Annotated in this window: 15 protein-coding genes; 10 read left to right on the forward strand and 5 right to left on the reverse strand. The window is 73.0% G+C overall.

What is annotated here, in order from left to right; genetic code table 11:
- The first annotated feature begins 11 nt into the window (after positions 1-11).
- The 3 genes from ACX27O_RS14165 to ACX27O_RS14175 all read left to right on the forward strand — a co-directional run bounded on the left by ACX27O_RS14165 (position 12) and on the right by ACX27O_RS14175 (position 1,878).
- Positions 12-674: a DUF3710 domain-containing protein gene (locus ACX27O_RS14165; RefSeq protein ID WP_030337444.1), complete on the forward strand. Its 663-nt coding sequence runs from the start codon at positions 12-14 to the stop codon at positions 672-674.
- Positions 675-788: 114 nt separating this feature from the next.
- Positions 789-1,169, forward strand: coding sequence for an OB-fold nucleic acid binding domain-containing protein (locus ACX27O_RS14170; protein WP_030337446.1), 381 nt, complete (start codon positions 789-791; stop codon positions 1,167-1,169).
- A gap of 25 nt (positions 1,170-1,194) precedes the next feature.
- The gene (locus ACX27O_RS14175) at positions 1,195-1,878 is read left to right on the forward strand and encodes a DUF3159 domain-containing protein (protein WP_458939542.1); all 684 of its coding nucleotides are present in this window, start codon (positions 1,195-1,197) and stop codon (positions 1,876-1,878) included.
- A 40-nt stretch (positions 1,879-1,918) separates the two neighbouring features.
- Here the strand turns inward: ACX27O_RS14175 and ACX27O_RS14180 are convergent, their stop codons facing one another.
- Both ACX27O_RS14180 and ACX27O_RS14185 read right to left on the reverse strand, forming a co-directional pair.
- Positions 1,919-2,608: a potassium channel family protein gene (locus ACX27O_RS14180; protein WP_030337449.1), complete on the reverse strand. Its 690-nt coding sequence runs from the start codon at positions 2,606-2,608 to the stop codon at positions 1,919-1,921.
- Positions 2,609-2,610: 2 nt separating this feature from the next.
- Positions 2,611-3,276, reverse strand: coding sequence for a potassium channel family protein (locus ACX27O_RS14185; RefSeq protein WP_030337451.1), 666 nt, complete (start codon positions 3,274-3,276; stop codon positions 2,611-2,613).
- Between the two features lie 164 nt (positions 3,277-3,440).
- Between ACX27O_RS14185 and ACX27O_RS14190 the strand changes: the two genes are divergently transcribed.
- The 3 genes from ACX27O_RS14190 (at position 3,441) to dxs (ending at position 8,895) form a co-directional block, all read left to right on the forward strand.
- Positions 3,441-5,528, forward strand: coding sequence for an APC family permease (locus ACX27O_RS14190; RefSeq protein WP_051708850.1), 2,088 nt, complete (start codon positions 3,441-3,443; stop codon positions 5,526-5,528).
- A gap of 55 nt (positions 5,529-5,583) precedes the next feature.
- A complete protein-coding gene (locus ACX27O_RS14195) occupies positions 5,584-6,810 on the forward strand; it encodes a class I SAM-dependent RNA methyltransferase (RefSeq protein ID WP_458939665.1) in 1,227 nt (408 codons plus the stop codon).
- A gap of 138 nt (positions 6,811-6,948) precedes the next feature.
- Positions 6,949-8,895: a 1-deoxy-D-xylulose-5-phosphate synthase gene (dxs, locus tag ACX27O_RS14200; RefSeq protein ID WP_210866650.1), complete on the forward strand. Its 1,947-nt coding sequence runs from the start codon at positions 6,949-6,951 to the stop codon at positions 8,893-8,895.
- Positions 8,896-9,124: 229 nt separating this feature from the next.
- Here dxs and ACX27O_RS14205 read toward each other — a convergent pair whose 3' ends face one another.
- Positions 9,125-10,318, reverse strand: a complete 1,194-nt coding sequence (locus tag ACX27O_RS14205; RefSeq protein WP_458939543.1) for a hypothetical protein — start codon at positions 10,316-10,318, stop codon at positions 9,125-9,127.
- 443 nt (positions 10,319-10,761) lie between these two features.
- On the opposite strand from ACX27O_RS14205, the gene ACX27O_RS14210 reads away from it, so the two are divergent.
- Both ACX27O_RS14210 and ACX27O_RS14215 read left to right on the forward strand, forming a co-directional pair.
- Complete coding sequence (locus ACX27O_RS14210) at positions 10,762-12,516, forward strand: glycosyltransferase family protein (protein WP_285794365.1); 1,755 nt, start codon at positions 10,762-10,764, stop codon at positions 12,514-12,516.
- On the forward strand, positions 12,516-14,306 hold the full coding sequence (locus tag ACX27O_RS14215) for a hypothetical protein (protein ID WP_285793696.1): 1,791 nt from the start codon (positions 12,516-12,518) through the stop codon (positions 14,304-14,306). Before ACX27O_RS14210 ends, ACX27O_RS14215 begins: the two co-directional genes overlap by 1 nt.
- On the opposite strand, the gene ACX27O_RS14220 is transcribed toward ACX27O_RS14215, so the two are convergent.
- Positions 14,303-16,195 (reverse strand): hypothetical protein, encoded by a 1,893-nt coding sequence (locus tag ACX27O_RS14220; RefSeq protein ID WP_285794366.1) that lies wholly within the window; start codon positions 16,193-16,195, stop codon positions 14,303-14,305. The genes ACX27O_RS14215 and ACX27O_RS14220 overlap by 4 nt on opposite strands.
- Before the next feature lie 103 nt (positions 16,196-16,298).
- On the opposite strand from ACX27O_RS14220, the gene ACX27O_RS14225 reads away from it, so the two are divergent.
- Positions 16,299-17,597: an outer membrane protein assembly factor BamB family protein gene (locus tag ACX27O_RS14225; RefSeq protein WP_210867075.1), complete on the forward strand. Its 1,299-nt coding sequence runs from the start codon at positions 16,299-16,301 to the stop codon at positions 17,595-17,597.
- The gene (locus ACX27O_RS14230; protein ID WP_156058035.1) at positions 17,594-18,871 is read left to right on the forward strand and encodes an outer membrane protein assembly factor BamB family protein; all 1,278 of its coding nucleotides are present in this window, start codon (positions 17,594-17,596) and stop codon (positions 18,869-18,871) included. The genes ACX27O_RS14225 and ACX27O_RS14230 overlap by 4 nt, the downstream gene beginning before the upstream one ends.
- Here the strand turns inward: ACX27O_RS14230 and ACX27O_RS14235 are convergent, their stop codons facing one another.
- On the reverse strand, positions 18,872-20,023 hold the full coding sequence (locus ACX27O_RS14235) for a peptidase C39 family protein (protein ID WP_458939544.1): 1,152 nt from the start codon (positions 20,021-20,023) through the stop codon (positions 18,872-18,874).
- Positions 20,024-20,054: the final 31 nt, after the last annotated feature.

Below are 20,054 nucleotides of genomic sequence, written 5' to 3' on the forward strand. Positions count from 1 at the left end.
GGGCAGGCGCAGTGATCTTCTCCCGAAAGCGGGCCGACGCCGAGCGGCAGACCCGTGACGAGCGGGTTACCCAGGTCCCGGACCAGGGCGATGCGGCGCCGACGCTGGAGCGCGGCCCGTACGACATCTCCGAGAGCTACGACGACGTGCAGCGCCTCGACCTCGGCAGCCTGCACATCCCGGCGATCGCCGACGTCGAGGTGCGGGTGCAGGCCGACCCGCAGGGTGTGATCCAGCAGGTGGTGCTGGTGCACGGCGACAACGCGCTCCAGCTGGGCGTCTTCGCCGCCCCCCGGTCCGAGGGGATCTGGGACGAGGTGCGCGAGGAGATCCGGCAGTCGCTGCTCCGCGACGGCGCGAGCGCGCAGGAGGTCGCCGGCGAGTACGGCCCGGAGCTGCACGCCCAGGTGCGTACCCCGGACGGCACCACGAACCTGCGGTTCGTCGGAATCGACGGGCCGCGCTGGATGGTCCGTGGCGTGTTCCAGGGCCCGGTGGCCACCGACCCGGCCCTGGGCGGGCCGCTCGTCGAGTGCCTGGACGGCCTGGTGGTCGACCGTGGGCAGGAGGCGAAGCCGGTCCGCGAGCCGCTGCCGCTGCGGTTGCCTCGGGAGGTCGCCGACCAGGCCGCGGCCGAGGCGGACGACGCCGCCGCCGCACCGCGTCAGGTCTGACCCGCGCGCACCGGCCCGCCGGAACAAGCCCCGTCGGCGTACGCTGGCGGGACGGTTCCGGCGCCGCCGGGGCCGGCCGGGAACGGCGAGCGTGGAGAGGGTGACGCGGAGGTCATGACGGCCGACGAGAGCCGGGTGTCGCTGCGGCGCATCCTGCAGAGGTTCACCGCCAGCGAGGCCGAGATCGAGGCGCAGGAGCTGCGTCGGGAGAGCGCCGAGTGTGGCGGGATCCCCGCCCAGCAGTGCTCCCGGGGGCAGATGGTCTCGGTCGCCGGTCGGTTGCGCACCGTGGTCTACACCCCGCGCACCAACCTGCCCACCCTTGAGGCCGACCTGTACGACGGCAGTGACGTGGTCACTCTCGTCTGGCTGGGTCGGCGGCACATCGCCGGGATCGAGCCGGGCCGGCACCTGACCGCCCGTGGCCGGGTGGCGGTGCGCGACGACCGCAAGGTCATCTACAACCCCTACTACGAGCTGGACTCGCCCAAGTGACGACACTGCGGACGAAAGGCCGGCGATGACGACGGGACAGGACCGGGCGGCACAGCCCGAGACGGGCCCTCAGGACGAGGAGCGGCTGCCGACGATCGCCGAGCAGATGGCCGACCAGCTCGGCGGCTGGCGCGGGTTGGTCGAGTCGAGCATCCCGGTCGTCGTCTTCGTCCTCGCCAACATCATCGGCGAGCTGCGGCCGGCGGTGATCGCCTCGGTCTCCGTCGCGGTGCTGATCGCCGGGGTGCGGTTGGCCCAACGCCGGCCCGTCCGGCACGCCGTCAACGGGCTCTTCGGTGTCGGTGTCGGCGCGGCCATCGCGTGGCGCACCGGCAACGAACGTGACTTCTACCTCCCCGGCATCCTCTACGGCATCGGGTACGGCGTGGCCCTGCTGATCTCGGCCGCGATCCGGCAGCCGCTGGTGGGCTGGATCTGGTCGGTGCTGGTCGCCAAGGGCCGTTCGGAGTGGCGCAGCGACCCGAAGCTGGTCCGCGCCTTCACCCAGCTGACAGTGCTCTGGGGTGTGGTCTGGCTGGCCAAGGTGGGCGTGCAGGCCGGGCTCTACCTGGCCCACCAGGACACCGCGCTGGGTGTGGCCCGGCTGGCGCTGGGCTACCCGCCGTACGCGCTGCTGCTGCTGATCACGGTCTGGACGGTTCGCCGGGTCACCCGGGAGTCGTCGCCGGCCCCGCTGCCCAGCGCCTGAGCGAGGCCGGGCCACCCGGCCGCTCACTGCGGCCCTGCGGTCAGCGGGAGCCGCGGGTCCGTTCGACGCTGTCCGCCCCGAGGATCACCGCGCGGACGTCGTCCTCCACCTCGGCGGTGCAGACGAAGATCAGCTCGTCGCCGGCCTCGATCGGGTCGTCCGGGCTCGGCACCAGGACCCGCTTGCCGCGCAGGATCGCCACCAGCGCGGAGTCACGGGGCAGCGGCACCGCGTGGATCGGTTGACCCACGTACGGGGCGGTCGGCGGCAGGGTGATCTCGACCAGGTTCGCCTCACCCTGCCGGAAGGTCATCAGCCGGACCAGGTCGCCGACGGTGACCGCCTCCTCGACCAGTGCGGCCATCACCCGCGGCTTGCTCACCGCGACGTCCACGCCCCACTGCTCGGTGAACAGCCACTCGTTCTCGGCCCGGTTGACCCGGGCGACCACCCGGGGCACCGCGAACTCGGTCTTGGCCAACAGCGACAGCACCAGGTTGGTCTTGTCGTCGCCGGTCGCCGCGACCACGACGTCGCACCCGGCGACGTCGGCCTCCTCCAGGCTGGTCAGCTCGCACGCGTCGGCCAGCACCCACTCGGCGTCCGGCACCCGGTCCGGGCGCAGCATCTTGGGCTGGCGCTCGATCAGCATCACCTGGTGGCCGTTGTCGATCAACTCCTGGGCGATCGAGCGGCCCACGTTGCCCGCGCCAGCGATGGCGACTCGCATGGTCAGTGCCCTCCTTCCGGCGCCGTCGCCGCCACCGACGTGACCGTCGCCACGATGTCGTCGCTGACCAGCATGAACACCTGGTCACCCTCTTGCAGGACGGTGGAGCCGGTGGGCAGCGTGCCGATGCCGAAGCGGATCAGGTAGGCCACCCGCGCTCCGGCCGCCTCCTCCAGGGTCCGCACCGGTCGACCGATCCAGTCCTTGTGCACCGGCACCTCGACGATCGACACGGTGCTCGTGGGGTCGCGGAAGATCTCCACGTTGCCCTCCGGCACCAGGTGTCGCAGCATCCGGTCCGCCGTCCACCGCACCGTCGCCACGGTGGGGATGCCCAGCCGCTCGTAGACCTGTGCCCGGCGCTGGTCGTAGATGCGGGCGGCGACCCGGGACACGCCGAACGTCTCGCGGGCCAGCCGGGCCGAGATGATGTTGGAGTTGTCGCCGCTCGACACCGCCGCGAAGGCGTCAGCGCGTTCGATGCCGGCCTGCCGGAGCACCTCGCCGTCGAAACCGGCACCGGTCACCGTGATCCCGGCGAAGTCGGGGCCGAGCCGGCGGAAGGCGTCGGCGTCCTGGTCGATCACCGACACCGAGTGCCCTCGGGACTCCAGGCTGTGGGCGAGGGTCGACCCGACCCGACCACACCCCATGATCACGACGTGCACGCTGTCCCTCCCAAGGTGCGCACCACTCCCGCTGCCGGTGGCCTTCCGAGTGCGAGCCTGCCACGTCCCGGTCGCGAGCGGGGACCGACCGTACCCCGCCGTGCTGAGCGGCCGTGATCGCCCACCCCCGCGCCCCCGCCGTGGTGGTCGTACCCTTGGCGTTCGTGGCCAGTCCCACCTCGCTGCTGAAGCGGCTTCTGCTCGGTCGACCGTTCCGGTCCGACCGGCTGCAGCACACCCTCCTGCCGAAGCGCATCGCGCTTCCCGTCTTCGCCTCCGACGCGCTGTCCAGCGTCGCGTACGCGCCCGACGAGATCCTGTTGACCCTGTCCATCGCCGGTGCCTCCGCGTACGTCTTCTCGCCGTGGATCGCCCTGGCCGTGGTCGTGGTCATGCTCACCGTGGTGGCCAGCTACCGGCAGAACGTGCACGCCTACCCGTCCGGTGGTGGTGACTACGAGGTGGCCACCGTCAACCTGGGTCCGAAGTTCGGCGTCGGGGTGGCCAGCGCGTTGCTCGTCGACTACGTGCTCACGGTGGCGGTGTCGGTCTCCTCCGGGGTGGCCAACCTGGGCTCGGTCGTGCCGTTCGTGGCCACCCACAAGGTCCTGATCGCGGTGAGCGCGGTGGTCCTGCTGAGCGCGGTCAACCTGCGCGGTCTGCGCGAGTCGGGCACCGCGTTCGCCATCCCCACCTACGGCTTCGTCATCGTGATGGGCGGGATGCTGCTCACCGGGCTGTTCCGGGTCTTCGTGCTGGGTGACGAGCTCCGCGCGCCGAGCGCCGACCTGGTCATCCAGGCCGAGCACAGTGTGACCGGTTTCGCGCTCATCTTCCTGCTGCTGCGGACGTTCAGCTCGGGCGCCGCCGCGCTCACCGGCGTGGAGGCGATCTCCAACGGGGTGCCCGCGTTCAAGGCGCCGAAGAGCCGCAACGCCGCCACCACCCTGCTGCTGCTCGGCAGCATCTCGGTGAGCATGCTGGTCGGCATCATCTGGCTGGCCCGTCTGACCCACCTGCAGTTCGTCGAGGATCCGGGCCTGCAGATCGTCGCCGGCCCCGAGGGGTACGTGCAGAAGACGGTCACCACCCAGCTCGGCGAGACGGTCTTCGGGTCCGGGTCGATCCTGCTCTACGTGGTGGCCGGGATGACCGCCCTCATCCTGTTCCTGGCCGCCAACACCGCGTTCAACGGGTTCCCGGTGCTCGGCTCGATCCTCGCCCAGGACCGCTACCTGCCCCGGCAGTTCCACACCCGGGGTGACCGGCTGGCGTTCTCCAACGGCATCGTCTTCCTGGCCCTCTTCGCGATCGTGCTGATCGTCGGCTTCCAGGCCGAGGTGACCCGACTCATCCAGCTCTACATCGTCGGGGTGTTCGTCTCGTTCACCGTCTCCCAGGCCGGCATGATCCGGCACTGGAACCGGCACCTGCGTACCGAGCGGGACCCGGAGGCGCGCCGCCGGATGCACCGGTCGCGGGCCATCAACACGTTCGGCGCGGGCCTGACCGGCGCGGTGTTGGTGATCGTCCTGATCACCAAGTTCCTGCTCGGCGCGTGGATCGCGATCGCCGCGATGGCGGTGATCTACGTGTTGATGCTGGCCATCCGCCGGCACTACGACCGGATCGCCGTGGAGCTGACGCCGCCGGATGAGGGCCGCGCCGTGCTGCCCGCCCGCAACCACGCGATCGTGCTGGTCAGCAAGCTGCACCAGCCGACGCTGCGGGCCATCGCCTATGCCCGCGCCACCCGACCGGACACGCTGACCGCGGTGACCGTCAACGTCGACGAGTCGGACACCCGGGACCTGCAGGCCGACTGGGAGCGCCGGGAGATGGCGATCCCGCTCACCGTTGTCGACTCGCCGTACCGGGAGATCACCCGGCCGATCCTGGACTTCGTCGCCTCCACCCGCCGCAAGTCGCCCCGCGACGTGGTCACCGTGTTCATTCCGGAGTACGTGGTCGGCCGGTGGTGGGAGAACCTGCTGCACAACCAGAGCGCGCTGCGCCTCAAGGGCCGGCTGCTCTTCGAACCGGGGGTGATGGTGGTCAGCGTGCCGTGGCAGCTCGCGTCGACGGCGAGCAAGAACCTGGACCGGCTGGACGCCACGCTGTCCCGGACCCCGGCGCGCGGGCCGCGCAGCGCCGTCCCGCCGCCGGTCGCCGTGCCGCCGGTGGTCGCCGCGCCGTCCGGCGAGGGTGAGCAGCGCGGAGGTAGTGCGACGAGGGGGAACACCAGTGACTGAGCCGGGCAGTCGGACCGCGACACCTCGGACGCCGTCGGCGTCGGGTTCCTCGGCCCTGGAGCGGGGCCTGGCCGAGGCGGACCGGGTCGAGCTGACCGTCGACGCGGTCGCCCCGGGCGGGCACTGTGTGGCCCGGGTGGACGGGCAGGTGGTCTTCGTCCGGCACGCGCTGCCGGGTGAGCGGGTCATCGCCGAGGTCACCGAGGTGCACAAGGGGTTCGTCCGGGCCGACGCGGTGACAGTGCTGGACCCCTCACCGGACCGGGTCGAGCCACCCTGCCCGTACGCGAAGCCGGGCGCCTGCGGTGGCTGCGACCTGCAACACGTCGCCCCGGCCGCACAGTTGGCCTGGAAGACGGCCGTGGTGCGCGAACAGCTGGTCCGCCTCGGCGGGCTGACCGACGTCGAACTGGACCGGCTCGGCGTCCGGGTCGAGGCGCTGCCCGGCGGGCTGCTGGGTTGGCGCTCCCGGGTCCGTTACGCGGTCGACGGCGCGGACCGGGCCGGACTGCTCAAGCACCGCTCGCACGAGGTGGTGCCGATCGACAGGTGCCGGATCGCCCACCCGGCCATCCAGGAGCTGCCGGTGCTCACCCCCACCGGCGCGCGCTGGCCGGCCGCCGAGGCGGTGGAGACCGTCGCCAGCACCGGAGGGGACGTGACAGTCAGCGAGCTGCGCGACGGGGTGCCCACCCCGGTCAGTGGCCCGACCGAGGTCCGCGAGGTCGCCGCCGGACGGGACTGGACGCTGCCCGCGTCCGCGTTCTGGCAGGTGCACCCGGCTGCGGCGGACACCCTCGCCACCGCGGTGCTGGAGATGCTGGACCCGCAGCCGGGCGAGACCGCCTGGGACCTCTACGGCGGTGCGGGGCTGTTCGCCGCCGGGTTGGCCGCACGGGTCGGCGCGACCGGGCGGGTGACGCTTGTCGAAGCGGCGGCGCAGGGTGTCACCGCCGCCCGGGAGAACCTCGCCGACCTGCCCACCGTCGAGGTGGTCGCGGCCCGGGTGGAGACCGCGCTGGCCCGCCGACGGATAACCGGCCCGGTCGACGTGGTGGTGCTCGACCCGCCGCGCTCCGGCGCCGGCGCCCCGGTCGTCCGCGCGTTGGCCGCCGCCGGCCCCCGGGCTGTCGCGTACGTGGCCTGCGACCCGGCGGCGTTCGCCCGGGACGTGCGCACCTTCGCCGACCTCGGGTGGCGGCTGGCGGCGCTGCGGGGCTTCGACCTCTTCCCGATGACCCAGCACGTCGAGCAGGTCGGGCTGCTGCTCCCGCCGGCCTGAGCGGGAGTGTCGCCGGCCACCCGAGGATCGCCGGCCGGCGCCTGACCGGTTGCTCAGCCGCCAACTCCCCGCCCGGCCGGGGTGGCCGGGGCTCGGGCCGAGCTGCGGAGTACCGGGCGGCCGATAGACTCTCCGGTCATGAGTGTTGAAGAGGACACGGCCAACCACGGCCGGCTGCTGGGGACGGTTCGCGGTCCGCAGGACGTCAAGCGGATGTCCGGCGAGGAGCTGGACGTCCTCGCCGCCGAGATCCGGGACTTCCTGATCACCAAGGTGTCCCGTACCGGCGGGCACGTCGGGCCCAACCTCGGTGTGGTCGAGCTGACGCTCGCCATGCATCGCGTCTTCGACTCCCCCCGGGACCGGCTCCTGTTCGACACCGGCCACCAGGCGTACGTACACAAGATCATTACCGGGCGTCAGGCCGGCTTCGACAAGCTCCGCCAGCGCGGTGGCCTCTCCGGCTACCCCAGCCAGGCCGAGAGCGAGCACGACCTCATCGAGAACTCGCACGCCTCCACCGCGCTCTCCTACGCCGACGGCCTGGCCAAGGCGTACGCCCTGCGGGGCGAGGCGCGCAGCGTGGTGGCGGTGGTCGGCGACGGCGCCCTGACCGGCGGCATGTGCTGGGAGGCGCTGAACAACATCGCCACCGCCGGCAACTCGCTGGTCATCGTGGTCAACGACAACGGCCGGTCGTACTCGCCGACCATCGGCGGCCTGGCCGACCACCTCTCCTCACTGCGCCTCAACCCCGGCTACGAGAAGGTCCTCGACACCGTCAAGGACGCCCTCGGCTCCACCCCGCTCGTCGGCAAGCCGATGTACGAGGTGCTGCACGCCGTCAAGAAGGGCATCAAGGACGCGGTCGCCCCGCAGGCCATGTTCGAGGACCTCGGCATCAAGTACGTGGGCCCGGTGGACGGGCACGACGTGGCGGCGGTCGAGGCGGCGCTGCGCGCGGCCAAGAACTTCGGCGGCCCGGTGATCGTGCACGCCGTCACCCGCAAGGGGTACGGCTACCGCCCGGCCGAGGAGGACGAGGCGGACTGCCTGCACGGCCCCGGCGGCGCCTTCGACGTGGAGACCGGCGCGCTGCTGGCCGCCCCGGCGGTGAAGTGGACGCACGTCTTCGCCGACGAGCTGCTCGCCGTCGCCGACGAGCGTCCGGACGTGGTGGGCATCACCGCCGCGATGGCCGAGCCGACCGGCATCGCCAAGCTGGCCCGCAAGTACCCCGAGCGGGTGTACGACGTGGGCATCGCCGAGCAGCACGCCGCCACCTCGGCGGCCGGGTTGGCGCTCGGCGGGCTGCACCCGGTGGTCGCTGTCTACGCCACCTTCCTCAACCGCGCCTTCGACCAGGTCCTGCTGGACGTGGCGATGCACAAGCTGCCGGTGACCTTCGTGCTGGACCGGGCGGGCATCACCGGCCCGGACGGCCCCAGCCACTACGGCATCTGGGACATGTCGGTCTTCGGTGTGGTGCCGGGGCTGCGGATCGCCGCACCCCGCGACGCCGCCACCCTGCGCGAGGAGCTGCGCGAGGCGCTGGCCGTCGACGACGGCCCGACAGTGGTGCGGTTCCCGACCGGCACCGTCGCCGCGGACCTGCCGGCGCTGCGCCGGGTCGGCCCGGTCGACGTGCTGGCCGAGTCCGCCCGTACCGACGTGCTGCTCGTCGCCGTCGGCTCCTTCGGCCAACTGGGCATGGAGGTGGCCGCCCGGGTCGCCGAGCAGGGCTACGGGGTCACCGTCGTCGACCCGCGCTGGGTGCGTCCGGTCCCGGCGGAGCTGGTCGACCTGGCCGCCCGCCACCGGCTCGTGGTCAGCGTCGAGGACGGTGTCCGGGTCGGCGGTGTGGGTGACGCGCTCGCCCAGGCGATGCGGGACGCCGACGTCCGGGTGCCGCTCAAGGACCTGGGTGTGCCGGCCGAGTGGCACCCGCACGGCACCCGCGCGCAGATCCTCGCCGACCTGGGCCTGACCGCCCAGGACGTGGCCCGCGACGTCACCGGCTGGATCTCCAGCCTGGACGCCACCCCGGACCGCCTCACCGCCAGCGACGCGGCCGCACAGAACTGACCCGCACACGACGACGGGCGCCGCCGCACGGGGCGCCCGCCGTCGCGTCTACCCACCCTCGTCCTGCTCGCCCTCGTCCTGCTCGTCGATCTTGCACTTTCGGTTGACGTAATGCCCCTTGAGCCCCGATTTGTCGCCGCAGAAAGTGCAAGATCGCGGGGCGGGAGAGGGGGCGAGGGGGTGGGGGGGGTAAGGGAGGCGGGGTGGGGTGGGGTGGGGTGGGGTGGGGTTAGCGGGGGGAGATTGAGCGGTAGTGGGTTTTGTCGTTGTTGGCGAGGCTGTAGGTCTGGGAGCGCGACGGGGTCGGGATGACCGCCAGGCCGGGGCGCTCGACCAGCAGGGGAGTGCCCGGCGGGACGGACAGCGAGCTGTCCCGGGTGGGCCGCCAGCTCAACACCACCAGCGGCTGGCCGGGCACCGGCAGTTGGTAGGCCTGCAACGGGGTGGCCCGGTCGGCGGGTGAGACGACCGCTGCGCTCCCGTCGGCCGGTCGGTAGATCACCGCCGTCATCGCGCCGGCGTCAGTGTCCCAGCTGAGCTGCTGCAACTCGGCCGCCTCGCCGCCGCCGAGCGCGATTTCGCCGAGCGAGCGCACGGTGAGCTTCGCCATCGGCCAGGAGGTCGGCACCGAGCGTGGGGCGTCCCGGTCGCCGATCCGGCGCGGGATGCTGCCGAACGGGCCCCGGTCGCCGGCCAGCGCGCAGGTGTCCAGACCGGTGAGCGCACGCCGGCCGGTGCCGGACTCGTCGCGGACCAGCGGGTAACGGGGATCGGCGGTGCCGGTGCCCAGGTCGAGCAGCCGGTCGGCGGCCCGCCCACGGGGCAGCGACTCCGTGGTGCGCAGGGTCGCGGTCACGCCGACGGCAGTGCAGGACGGCACATCGACCGGTGCGCTGAGGCCGTCCGCGATGGTCAGCGCCCGGTCCTGCGGCCCGAGGAGGGTCTGCACCCGCGCCGACACCAGGTAGCGCCGGCCGCCGGTCGTCTGCACGGGCAGCACGTCGGAGTAGACGAGGTAACCGGGGTCGGTGTACTCGGCGGCCCGGGTGACCTCGTACCGGTCACCTTCGCGAGTCAGTTGCAGCAGCCAGGAGGCGCTTTCGCCGGGCACGTCGGCGGCCACCAGCGCCACCGGGGCGCCGTCGACGCGACCCGAGAAGAGGATGCCGGACGAGGGCAGGTGCGCGCGGTCGTCGGCCGGCGACCGCCAGTCCCGCACGGCGGCGGTGACCGCCGCGGTCGCCGCGGCGTCGCCGGAGAGGTCGCCGCGGGGCGGCCACACCGTCAGCGCGCCGTCCAGGCTGTCGTACCCGACCCGCAGGTCCTGCGGCTTCCGCTCGGCCACCGGACCGCAGGCCGTGCTTGCCAGCAGCGCGCTCAGCAGGACGGGAAGCGTCCTGCCGTACCGACGGCCTGGAGTCACCTGGCCCGCCCCCGATCGCCTCGCCGTCGCTGTCGGAAAGCGCCATAGTACGAGATGTCCGGTGCGGTGCCTCAGGTGGCCGTCACCCGATCCGCCACAATGGACACCACCGGGGCTTTAGGGCGTTTTGGTTGCTCCGGTAGACTCCGCCGACTGTGACGCCTGCCGAGTCCCGCGCCCTGCCCGCGCCGCACACGGAGGCGGCAGCCGACTCCGCCGACCTGGTGAGTTACCGCACACCTGTCGGCCGTTTGACCGGCCCGCCCGCGCTGACCGCCCCCACCACGGACCCGGCGCAGACCCCGGCAGCGCCCGAAACACCGGCAAAGCCCGACGCGCCGGCAGCGCCCGAAGCGCCGGCACAGTCCGAGGCGCCGGCAGAGCCTGGAACACCGGCAGCGCCCGAAGTTCCGGCCGAGCCCGAAGCGCCGGCCGGGGGCGCGGTGTCGACAGGGGTGCGGTGGACCCGGCGGCGGCAGCACCTGGCGGTGGGCGGGCTGTTTCTGCTGGCCGCGCTCTGGGTGACCAGCCGGATCTGGCTGGACCCGTCCGGCCGGGTGGCCTCGCTCTACACCGGTGACCCGGCTCAGGTGCAGTTCTTCCTCGCCCACTCGGTACGCGTGGTGCTGCACGGCGAGTACCCGTTCTACACCGAGCAGTTCAACTACCCCGACGGCGTCAACCTGATGGCCAACACGGCGGTGCTGGCGCTGGGCATCCCGATGGTCCCGGTGACGTTGCTCTTCGGACCGGCGGTCTCCTTCGTGGTGCTGGTCACGCTCGGCCTCGCCGGCACCGCCATGGCCTGGTACCTCATGCTCTCCCGCCACCTGGTGCGCACCCCGCTGGCGGCGGCGGTCGGCGGCTGGTTCTGCGGGTTCTCGCCGGCGATGCTCTCGCACGCCAGCTGGCATCCGAACATCATCAGTCAGTTCCTGCTGCCGTTCATCGTGTGGCGGGTGCTGGTGCTCACCCGCTCCGGTAGGCCGGTTCGCGACGGGGCGCTGCTCGCCGTGCTGGTCACCATCCAGGCGTTCATCAACGAGGAGATCCTGCTCTTCACGGCTCTGGCCTGCGGTGTCTTCCTGCTGGCGGTGCTCGCCCAGGAGCCGGCCCGGTGGCGGGCGGCGTGGCGGCCGCTGGGCGCCGGCGTGCTGACCTGCGCGCTGCTGGCCGGGGCGCTGCTGGCGTACCCGCTCTACGTGCAGTTCGCCGGGCCGATGGCCTACCACGGGCTCAGCGACGCGGTGCAGGACTACGGCAACGACATCGCCGCCTTCTTCGCCCCCGGTTCTCCTACCCTCGGCGGCAACCAGCGAGCCAACGCCAACCTGGCGCCGAACTACTCCGAGGAGAACGCCTTCTTCGGCTGGAGCCTGTCGATGCTCGCCATCGGCATCGTGGTCTGGCTGCGCCGGGAGCTGATTGTCAGGGCGCTCGCGGTGACCGGCCTGTTCTTCGCCGTGCTCTCCCTCGGAGAGCGGGTCTCCTGGTGGGACCGGGAGCTGATCACGGGGCCGTGGGAGTGGTTGGTCCATCTGCCGCTGCTCGACGCGGTGGTGCCGACCCGGTTCGGTCTGATCACCAGCGTGGTGATCGGTCTGCTGCTCGCTCTCGCCGTCGAGCGGGCCTGGGCGCTGCGCCCGGCCGACCGCCGTACCGTCCGCGTGCTCACCGCCGCGGGCCTGGCCTTCGCGCTGCTGCCGATCGCACCGATGCCGCTGCGGATGGTCTCCCGGCCCCCGGTGCCGGACTTCATCACCGCCGATCGTTGGCGGGCGTACGTCGGGCCGGATCAGACGCTGGTGCCGATCCCGGTGCCCAGCATGGGCAACACGCACGGCATGCGCTGGGCGGCGGCCACCAACCTCGACTTCAAGATCCCCGGCGGTTACTTCCTCGCGCCCCGCAACGGCAACACCGGTGACCCGGGCCGGTTCGGCGGTCGCCCCAGCGGGGTGGGCCAGATGCTGGAGGAGGTGGCGACCACCGGGCGTACGCCCAAGCTCGACGACCGGCAGCGTCGGCGCTTCACCGACGAGTTGCGGCACTGGCGGGCGGCGATCCTGGTGCTGCCGGTGCGGCAGCAGAACGCCGAGCCGCTGCGGCGGACGGTCGAGGAGCTGGTCGGCCCGGGCCGCCAGGAGCTGGATGTCTGGGTCTGGGACGTCCGGGCGCTCAGCGACCGTTCGGTCTGATGACCGCCGGGACGACGTCCCCGAACCCCCTGTCGCCGGCGACGGTCGGCACGTCCCGTCCGGCCTGGCTTCGGGACGCGCTGGTGGTGGCCGGCTATCTGGGCCTCGCGGTGGTGGTGACGAGCGGGCAGTGGGGTCACCCGTGGCGGTTGTTCCACCAGGCGGGTGACCAGATCCTCTTCGAGTGGATGTTGGCCCACGCGGCCCATGCGGTGGTCGCGGGGGAGAACCCGCTCTTCAGTACGGGGTTGAACGCGCCCGACGGGGTGAACCTGATGGCGAACACCTCGGTGCTCGGCCTGGGCGTCCCGCTCACCCCGGTCACACTGCTCCTCGGCTCGCAGGTGGCGTTCTGCGTGGCGGTCGTCTGCTGCCTCGCGGGGACGGCCGTCGCCTGGTACGTGCTGCTGCGCCGTCGGCTGGTCGGCACCCGGGCCGCGGCTGCGGTGGGTGGGCTGATCTGCGGCTTCGCCCCGGGCATGGTCGCTCAGGCGGGCGCCCACCTGCACATCGCCGCGCAGTTCCTGGTGCCGGCGATCCTCGCCCTGGTGTTCCGGCCCGCCTCGGGCGTCGCACGGGACGACGTGTGGCGGCCCGGCGTCGGCCTCGGGTTGCTGCTCGTCTGGCAGGTCTTCATCGGCGAGGAGGTGCTGGTCTTCCTGGTGCTCGCGGCCGGGGTCTTCGCGCTGGCGTACGCGCTCGCCGACCGGGTTGCCGCGCGGCGGCACGCGCCGGCCCTCTTCGGTCGGCTCGCGGTGGCGGCCGGCGTGGCGGCGGTTCCGCTGGCGTACCCGTTGTGGTTCCAGTTCCACGGTCCGCAGCACTACACCGGGATGGCGTTCGCCACGCAGGGCTTCCAGCTGGACGTCGCCTCGTTCACCGCGTCGGCCCGGCAGACCGTGCTGGGCGACGACTGGCTGCCGGGGCTGCTCTCGCCGAACCCGACCGAGGAGAACTCGTTCTTCGGCCCGGGTCTGCTGGTGCTCGCCGTGGTGATCGTGATCTGGTTGTGGCGACGGGCACTGGTCCGGGCGTTGGCCGGCTGCGCCGTGGTCTTCGCCCTGCTCTCGCTCGGGACGACGGTGCGGTTGAACGGCAACGCCACCGGCCTTCCGGGGCCGTACCGACTGGTCGCGGAGCTGCCTTTGCTCGACCTCGCGGTGCCGGCCCGGTTCGCGCTGGTCTGCGTACCGGTGCTGGGTGTGCTGGTGGCGCTCTCGGTGGACCGGGTCCGCGCCGCGCACCCGGCGCCCGCGCCGGGGTTGCCGGTACGGCTGCTGTGGGCCGGGGCGGTGGCCGCCGCGCTGCTGCCCCTGGCGCCGACGCCGATCCGGGTGGTGCCGGTCGCGCCGGTGCCGGCGTTCGTCGCCGACGGCGACTGGCGTGCGCTGGTGCCGCCCGGCCGGACGGTGGTCGCGGTGCCACCGGTCACCGGTGCCGGGCGCAGCCCGGTGATGCTCTGGTCGGCCCGTACCGGTCTGGCGTTCCCCGCGCCTGGTGGCTACTTCATCGGCCCCAGTGGCCCGGACGACCCGACGGCCCGCTGGGGCGCGCCGGACCGGCCCACCTCGGTGCTGCTGCGCCGGGTGGCCGAGACCGGCGCGGTGCCACCGCTCAGCGACGCCGACCGTCGACAGGCCATCGAGGACCTGCGGCACTGGCGGGCGGCAGTGGTCGTCCTCGGTCAGCTGGAGCACGGCGACCCGGTCCGCCGGACTGTCGACGACCTGCTCGGCCCGGGTCGGCCGGTCGACGGCGGGTGGGTGTGGGACGTGCGGGAGCGCGTTTAACCCACCAGCGGGCGGACGTCCCAGACCCAGACGTCGTCGACCCGCTGCGGCGGCCCGATCAGGCCGGTGACCAGCTCGCGGAGCACCGCCTCGCGCGGGTGTGCCCCGAGCACCACCACCGACGCCCGCCAGAACCGCAGGTCCTCGATGGCCTGGCGGCGGTTCTCGTCGGTCAGCTCCGGAACCGCGCCCTTGTCCATGGTGGAGTAGATGAGCGAGCTGGTCGGTCGGTTCGGCGCGCCGAAGACCCCCTCGCCCAGCTCGTTCGGGCCGATGAAGTAGCCGCCCGGGACAGGGAACTCCTGCCCGGTCAGCGCGCTCCAGCGCAGCGTCGGCAGGCCGTGCACGTTGCTGGGGATCGGCACCGGCACCAGGGTCCGGCCCGCCGGCACGTACGGCCGCCAGCCGCCCGCGCTGATGAAGTGCGGCGGCGGGTCGATCTGCTGGGCGGGCAGCGGCCGGGGGAAGAGCGGCAGCACGGCGAGGGCGACCGCCGCGTACCCCACCGGGCGCAGCCACCGACGGCGCGCGGCGACCGGCGCGGCCGGCTCGTCGGCGGACGCCGCCGGGGCCGCGTCGCCCGCGCGCTGGGCCGGCACCCTCGGCCGGTCGGCCACCGGGCGTCCCTGCCGGTACGCGGCGTCCCAGGTCAACGCGAGCAGGACGCCCACCGCGGCGGCGACCACCAGCGTCAACCGGGTCGGCATCATCATCTCGACCAGCGGCAGGTCGTCCGACACGTACGACCACGGGCCGCGAATGTCGGTCTCCACACCGTTGAAACGCACCCACGGCCCGATCGCGGCCACGCTGAACACCACGATGAGCACCGCGACGATCCGCGCGGCCAGCGACCGGCGCACCAGCAGCACCAGAGCCACCAGCGAGAGCAGCACCAGCGGCCAACCGAACCAGGTGTTCTGCTCGGTCAGGCCGATGGTCTTCTCCACCTCCGGGTTACCGGCCCAGGTGTCCCGGGCGAAGGTGACGAAGGCGACCAGGTCCTCGCCCCAGTTGTGGAACACGCCGCCCTGCAGGCCCCGGTAGGACTGCGGGCCGTTGAACTGGAACCAGATCGGATACGCGGTGAGCACCAGGGCCAGCCCACCGGCCACGCCGAGCCCGGCCAGGAACGTGCCGGCAGCGGCCCGGGTGGCCCGCGGCCGCTGCACGGCGTACGCGAGCACGATGACCAGGCAGGCCAGCGCGGTGAGCAGCAACATCTCCTCGTTGATGAAGATCTGGTACGCCACCAGCGCCCCGAGCACCAGCCCGTTGCGCCGCCACCGGCCCGGCTCGGCCAGGGTGAGCACCCGCACCACGATCAGCGGGAGCAGGAAATTGGACACGAAGTTCGGTTGGCCGTTGGCGTGGTGGATGATTCCCGGCGCGAAGCCGAGGAACGCGCCGCCGACGAACGCCGCCGCCCGGGAGCGCACCAGGTGGCGGGAGAGCATCCAGTACCCGGTGCCGGCGGTGGCCGCCAGCGCCGCACCCAGATAGAGCGCGTACATCACCTGGGGACCGAGCAGCATGGTCAGCGGGGCCAGCGGCAGTGTCACCCCGAGCAGCGAGGTGTTGGCCATCATGTTCACCCCGTCCGGGGCGTTCTGCCGGGCCGTGAAGAGCGGGTTCTCCAGGTGGCGCACCGAGTACGCGCCGTGCGCGAACAACCACTCGAACCAGCTGTGATCGGTGGGCAGGTGCGAGGAGACCCGGCCGTTGACGTCACCCCAGTAGTTGAGGCAGACGAAGACGCCCAGCAGCACATAGGCTCCGAGGGCCAACAGGTCGGTTCGGGCCGGACGGCGCCGAGGCCGCCGTGTCGGCTCCACCTCGGCCGGGTCGGCGTCGGTCAGGGGATTCAGCGAAGGGTCTACCACCGGCACAGCCACGACGCGCCATCGTACAGGCGGGGTTCCGTCGCTTTTGCCGGGCCGGTGCGCTGACGGTCGGTTTGCCGGACGGTGACCCGTCGGCCAGCCTTACCTGGTGACGGAAGGACGGTCGTTGTCGATCATCGAGCTGGGTGAGATTCGGGACGAGCCCCCGTCGGCGCCGTCGATCCGCGGCCCGCGTGCCGCCGCTCGCCCGCTGCAGGGCGCGACGGTGCTGCTGCTCAGCCTGGTGGTGCTGGCCGCCGCCGCCCCGTGGGCGCAGCGCACGGTGAGTGTGGTGCCGGCGTCCCGGACGGCCACGGCGTACCTGGCCGCGGAGAGCGTCTTCGTGGTCGATCCGCCGATACCCGACGGTGACCGGTACCTGAGCGCGTACGCCCAGCCGGCACCGGCCGGCGCCGCCGTGCGACGGCGGTGGCAGGCGCCGCTGGCCCGCACCGGTGACTACCTCGACGTCCGCATCGAGCGGGGGTTGGTGTTGGCCACGGCGGTCAGCGCCCCGAACCGGGTGTTCCAGACCACCGCCTTCGACGCCGTGACCGGCCGGCAACGCTGGCAGCATCCGGGGTCGCTGCAACCGACAGCGGACGGTGGGCTGCTGCTGACCGACGGTCGGGAGGACGGGTCGGGCGCGGTGAGCGGGGTCGCGCCCGACACCGGCCGGGTGCTCTGGTCGGTGCCGATTCCGCCGGCCGCCAACCCCACCTACCACCACGACCCGGCGGGCCAGGTCGACCGCTTCGTGCTCCTGCAACCGACCGGCGAGGTGCAGGTGCACGACGCCGGCAGCGGCCACCTGCTGCGCAGCATCGACACGCTGCCCGGTGACCGTTCGGCGTACCAGCGGGTGCAGGTCGTCAACGAGCTGCTGCTGCTCGTCCCGCCCGGCAGCACCCGGCTGGTGAGCTTCGCGCTGGCCGACCTGGCACCATTGTGGACGGCCGAGGTGACGCTGGTGTCGCACGTGCTCGACTGCGGCGGTCTGCTCTGCGCGGTCCCGCAGACCGGCGGCCTCCAGGTGCTCGATCCGGCCACCGGCGCGGTGCGCTGGTCGGAACCGGGCCAGGACGTGCTGGCCGACGTCCGGTCCGGCCGGCTGCTGATGGCAGTGCCCGGCCGGGGGTACGCGGTGCGGGACGCGGCGACCGGGCAGGTACGGACCGAGCTGGGCGGGTGGAGCCTGATGCCCGTGCTCGACGCCGACGACCCGCTGGTCGGCGTACGGCGGGGCGACGACGGTCGGATGGTCGTCGCCGAACTCGACCTGGTGGCCGGCCGAGCGCGGATCGTCGACGTGCTGCCCGGCATCGCCGGCAGCTGCCAGGCGTCCCTGCCGGTGCTGCTCTGCCAGCGCCTGGACGGCACGACCGCCCTGTGGAGGTTGACGCGGTGAGCGACTCGGTGATCGACCTCGGCGAGCTGCGGCACGGCCCGGACCCGGACCCGCTGCCCCGCCCGCCCCGCGCCCACGGTCGCACGTTGCGCTGCGCGCTGGTCGTGCTGCTCGCCCTGGTCACGCTCGCCGCCGGCGCGGTGACGCCGTCGCGCCCGGCCCCGGTGACGCTGCCGGCCAGGCCCGGATCCGACGTCATGATCGATGGAGACCTACTGCTGGTGATGGAGCCGACGAGCCCGAGGCGGCAGGGGCGGCTGGCCGCGTACCGGCTGCCCGACGGCGAGCCGGTCTGGCAGGTGCCGCTGTCGGCGGAGGCCCGGTACTGGGGTATGACGTCGCTGAACGGGATGCTGCTGACCACCGGGTACGAGATCGGCCCGGAGGGTCGGGAGACCCGCACCATCGCCCTGGACCGGGCGACCGGGGCGTACCGCTGGCAGCAGCCGGGCACCGTCACCAAGCTGACCGACGGCAACCTGCTGCTGCGCAGCGGCGGCGAGACCGAACCGTCCAGTGTGCGCGCGATCGATCCGTGCTGCGGCACGGTGCGCTGGCAGCTGTCGGGCGTCACCGCCGACGTGACAGTGCGGGGCGACGAGCGCGGAGTGGACCGGGTGGTGCTCAACCAGTTGGACGGGCCGGTCGAGGTACGCGACGCGATCACCGGGGCGGTGCTGGCCCGTGCCGACCTGCGCCCGCCCGACCGTGGTCCGATCGGACTGGACCTGATAGACGACCTGCTGCTGGCCGTCGACAGGGGCTCGGGCGCGGTCACCGCGTACGGACTGGACCGGCTCGACCGACGCTGGACCCGCACCCGGGTCAACGTCGACTTCACGCTGGACTGTGGCCCCGTCCTGTGCCTGCGCACCGGCAACAACGAGCTGCAGGCGCTCGACCCGGCGACCGGCGAGGTGCGCTGGCGCAGCAGCCGGTGGGGGTGGGCCTGGCCGACCGACGGCCGGCTGATGGCCAACATCAGCGGCATCGGGCCGCTGGAGCAGTACATCGTGCTCGACGCGCTGACCGGCCGGCAGCTGGCCGACCTGGGCCGGTGGGAGCTGTACCAACTCGGTGTCGGCCGGCTGGTCGGCATCCGCCGGCATCCCGACGGTGGGGTGCTCGTCGGCGAGTTGGACGTCGGCGCCGCGAAGACGCGGGTCGTGGACGTGCTGCCCCGTGCCACCGGGGACTGTCAGGCGGTCACCGGTTACCTGGTGTGCAGTGTCGCCGCGCCCGGCTCGTACCAGCTCTGGAAACTGACCGACTGATCACCAGTTGGCCTGGGCCGGCGACGGGGGCAGGGGCACCGACGCGGGTCGCACCACGTACGCCACCCCGCCGCTGCCGCGTTGCCAGACCGCCTCGAACCCCTGCCGAGGCACGGTACGGCGGACCGCGTCGTCGTCCGGGGCGTACGGGTCGTTGAGCACCGGATCACCGTCGGCGGTGAAGCCGACCAGCACCATCAGGTGCCCTCCGGTGTCGTACCCGAGCCCCGGCACCTCGCCGGCCCGGAACGCGGCGGAGACGATCAGGGGGATGCCGGCGGCGATGAACGCCTCCGCCTCGACCAGCGACCGCAGCCGGGTGACGAACGCGTCCACCCCGTGCAGGCCGGCGTACGCGGTGTTGAACGGCCAGTTCCCGGCCCCGGCGTACGCGTGGTCGTAGCAGTGTCGGGCGGCGTGCACCACCACCGGTCGGGGACCGGACGGCCGCACCCAGGCGTAGTGGTCCGGTGTCGGCTCCGCGCCCCAGTAGGCGAGCACCATCGAGGTGCAGGTGGGGCTGCACCAGGAGTCGCCGCCACCACCCCACTGCGGGTACTGGCCGGCGTGCAGCCGCTGCGAGTAGCGGGGCACGTCCAGCACGATCCCACGCGCGGCGGTCGAGGCGGGTTCCCGCTCGTGCCGCTGGTCGGTCGAGGTCGGCCCGGTGGCGACCGCGCCGACGCTGCGCAGCACCGGGCCGGTCGGGCTGCCGGCGGGCCGGCACAAGGTCACCCGCGCCTGCCAACCGGTGACCGTCGCCCCGGTGACGATCAGGGTGTCGGTGTCGACCCGGGCGACGCTGTCACGCTGGCCGGGCACCGACGTGCGCCGTACCGTGTGGTCGCCGGCGGCCCAGCGGGCCAGCCGGTACCAGTCGGTGCTGGGCGCGTCGGCGTGCCAACCGCGCAGGTCGACCTCGATCCAACAGCCGTCCGGGGTGTCCGCCGTCCAGGACGGCACCACCTCGGCGACGGCGAAGCCGACCGGCACCGGCGGCGACGTCCAGGTGCCCCGCTGGTCACCGCCGTCGAGGGTGAGGCCCCGATCACCGGCGCGCAGGCCGTCGCCGCTGCCGGTGGCCGTGTCGGCCGGCAGGTGGAAACCCCGGTAGGCGATGTCCCGCCGGATGGTCGGTGCCGCAGTGGTCATGCCAGGTCCGTCCGTCGCTCGGTGCCGCCGG

The sequence above is a fragment of the Micromonospora sp. SD19 genome (genome assembly GCF_054462275.1).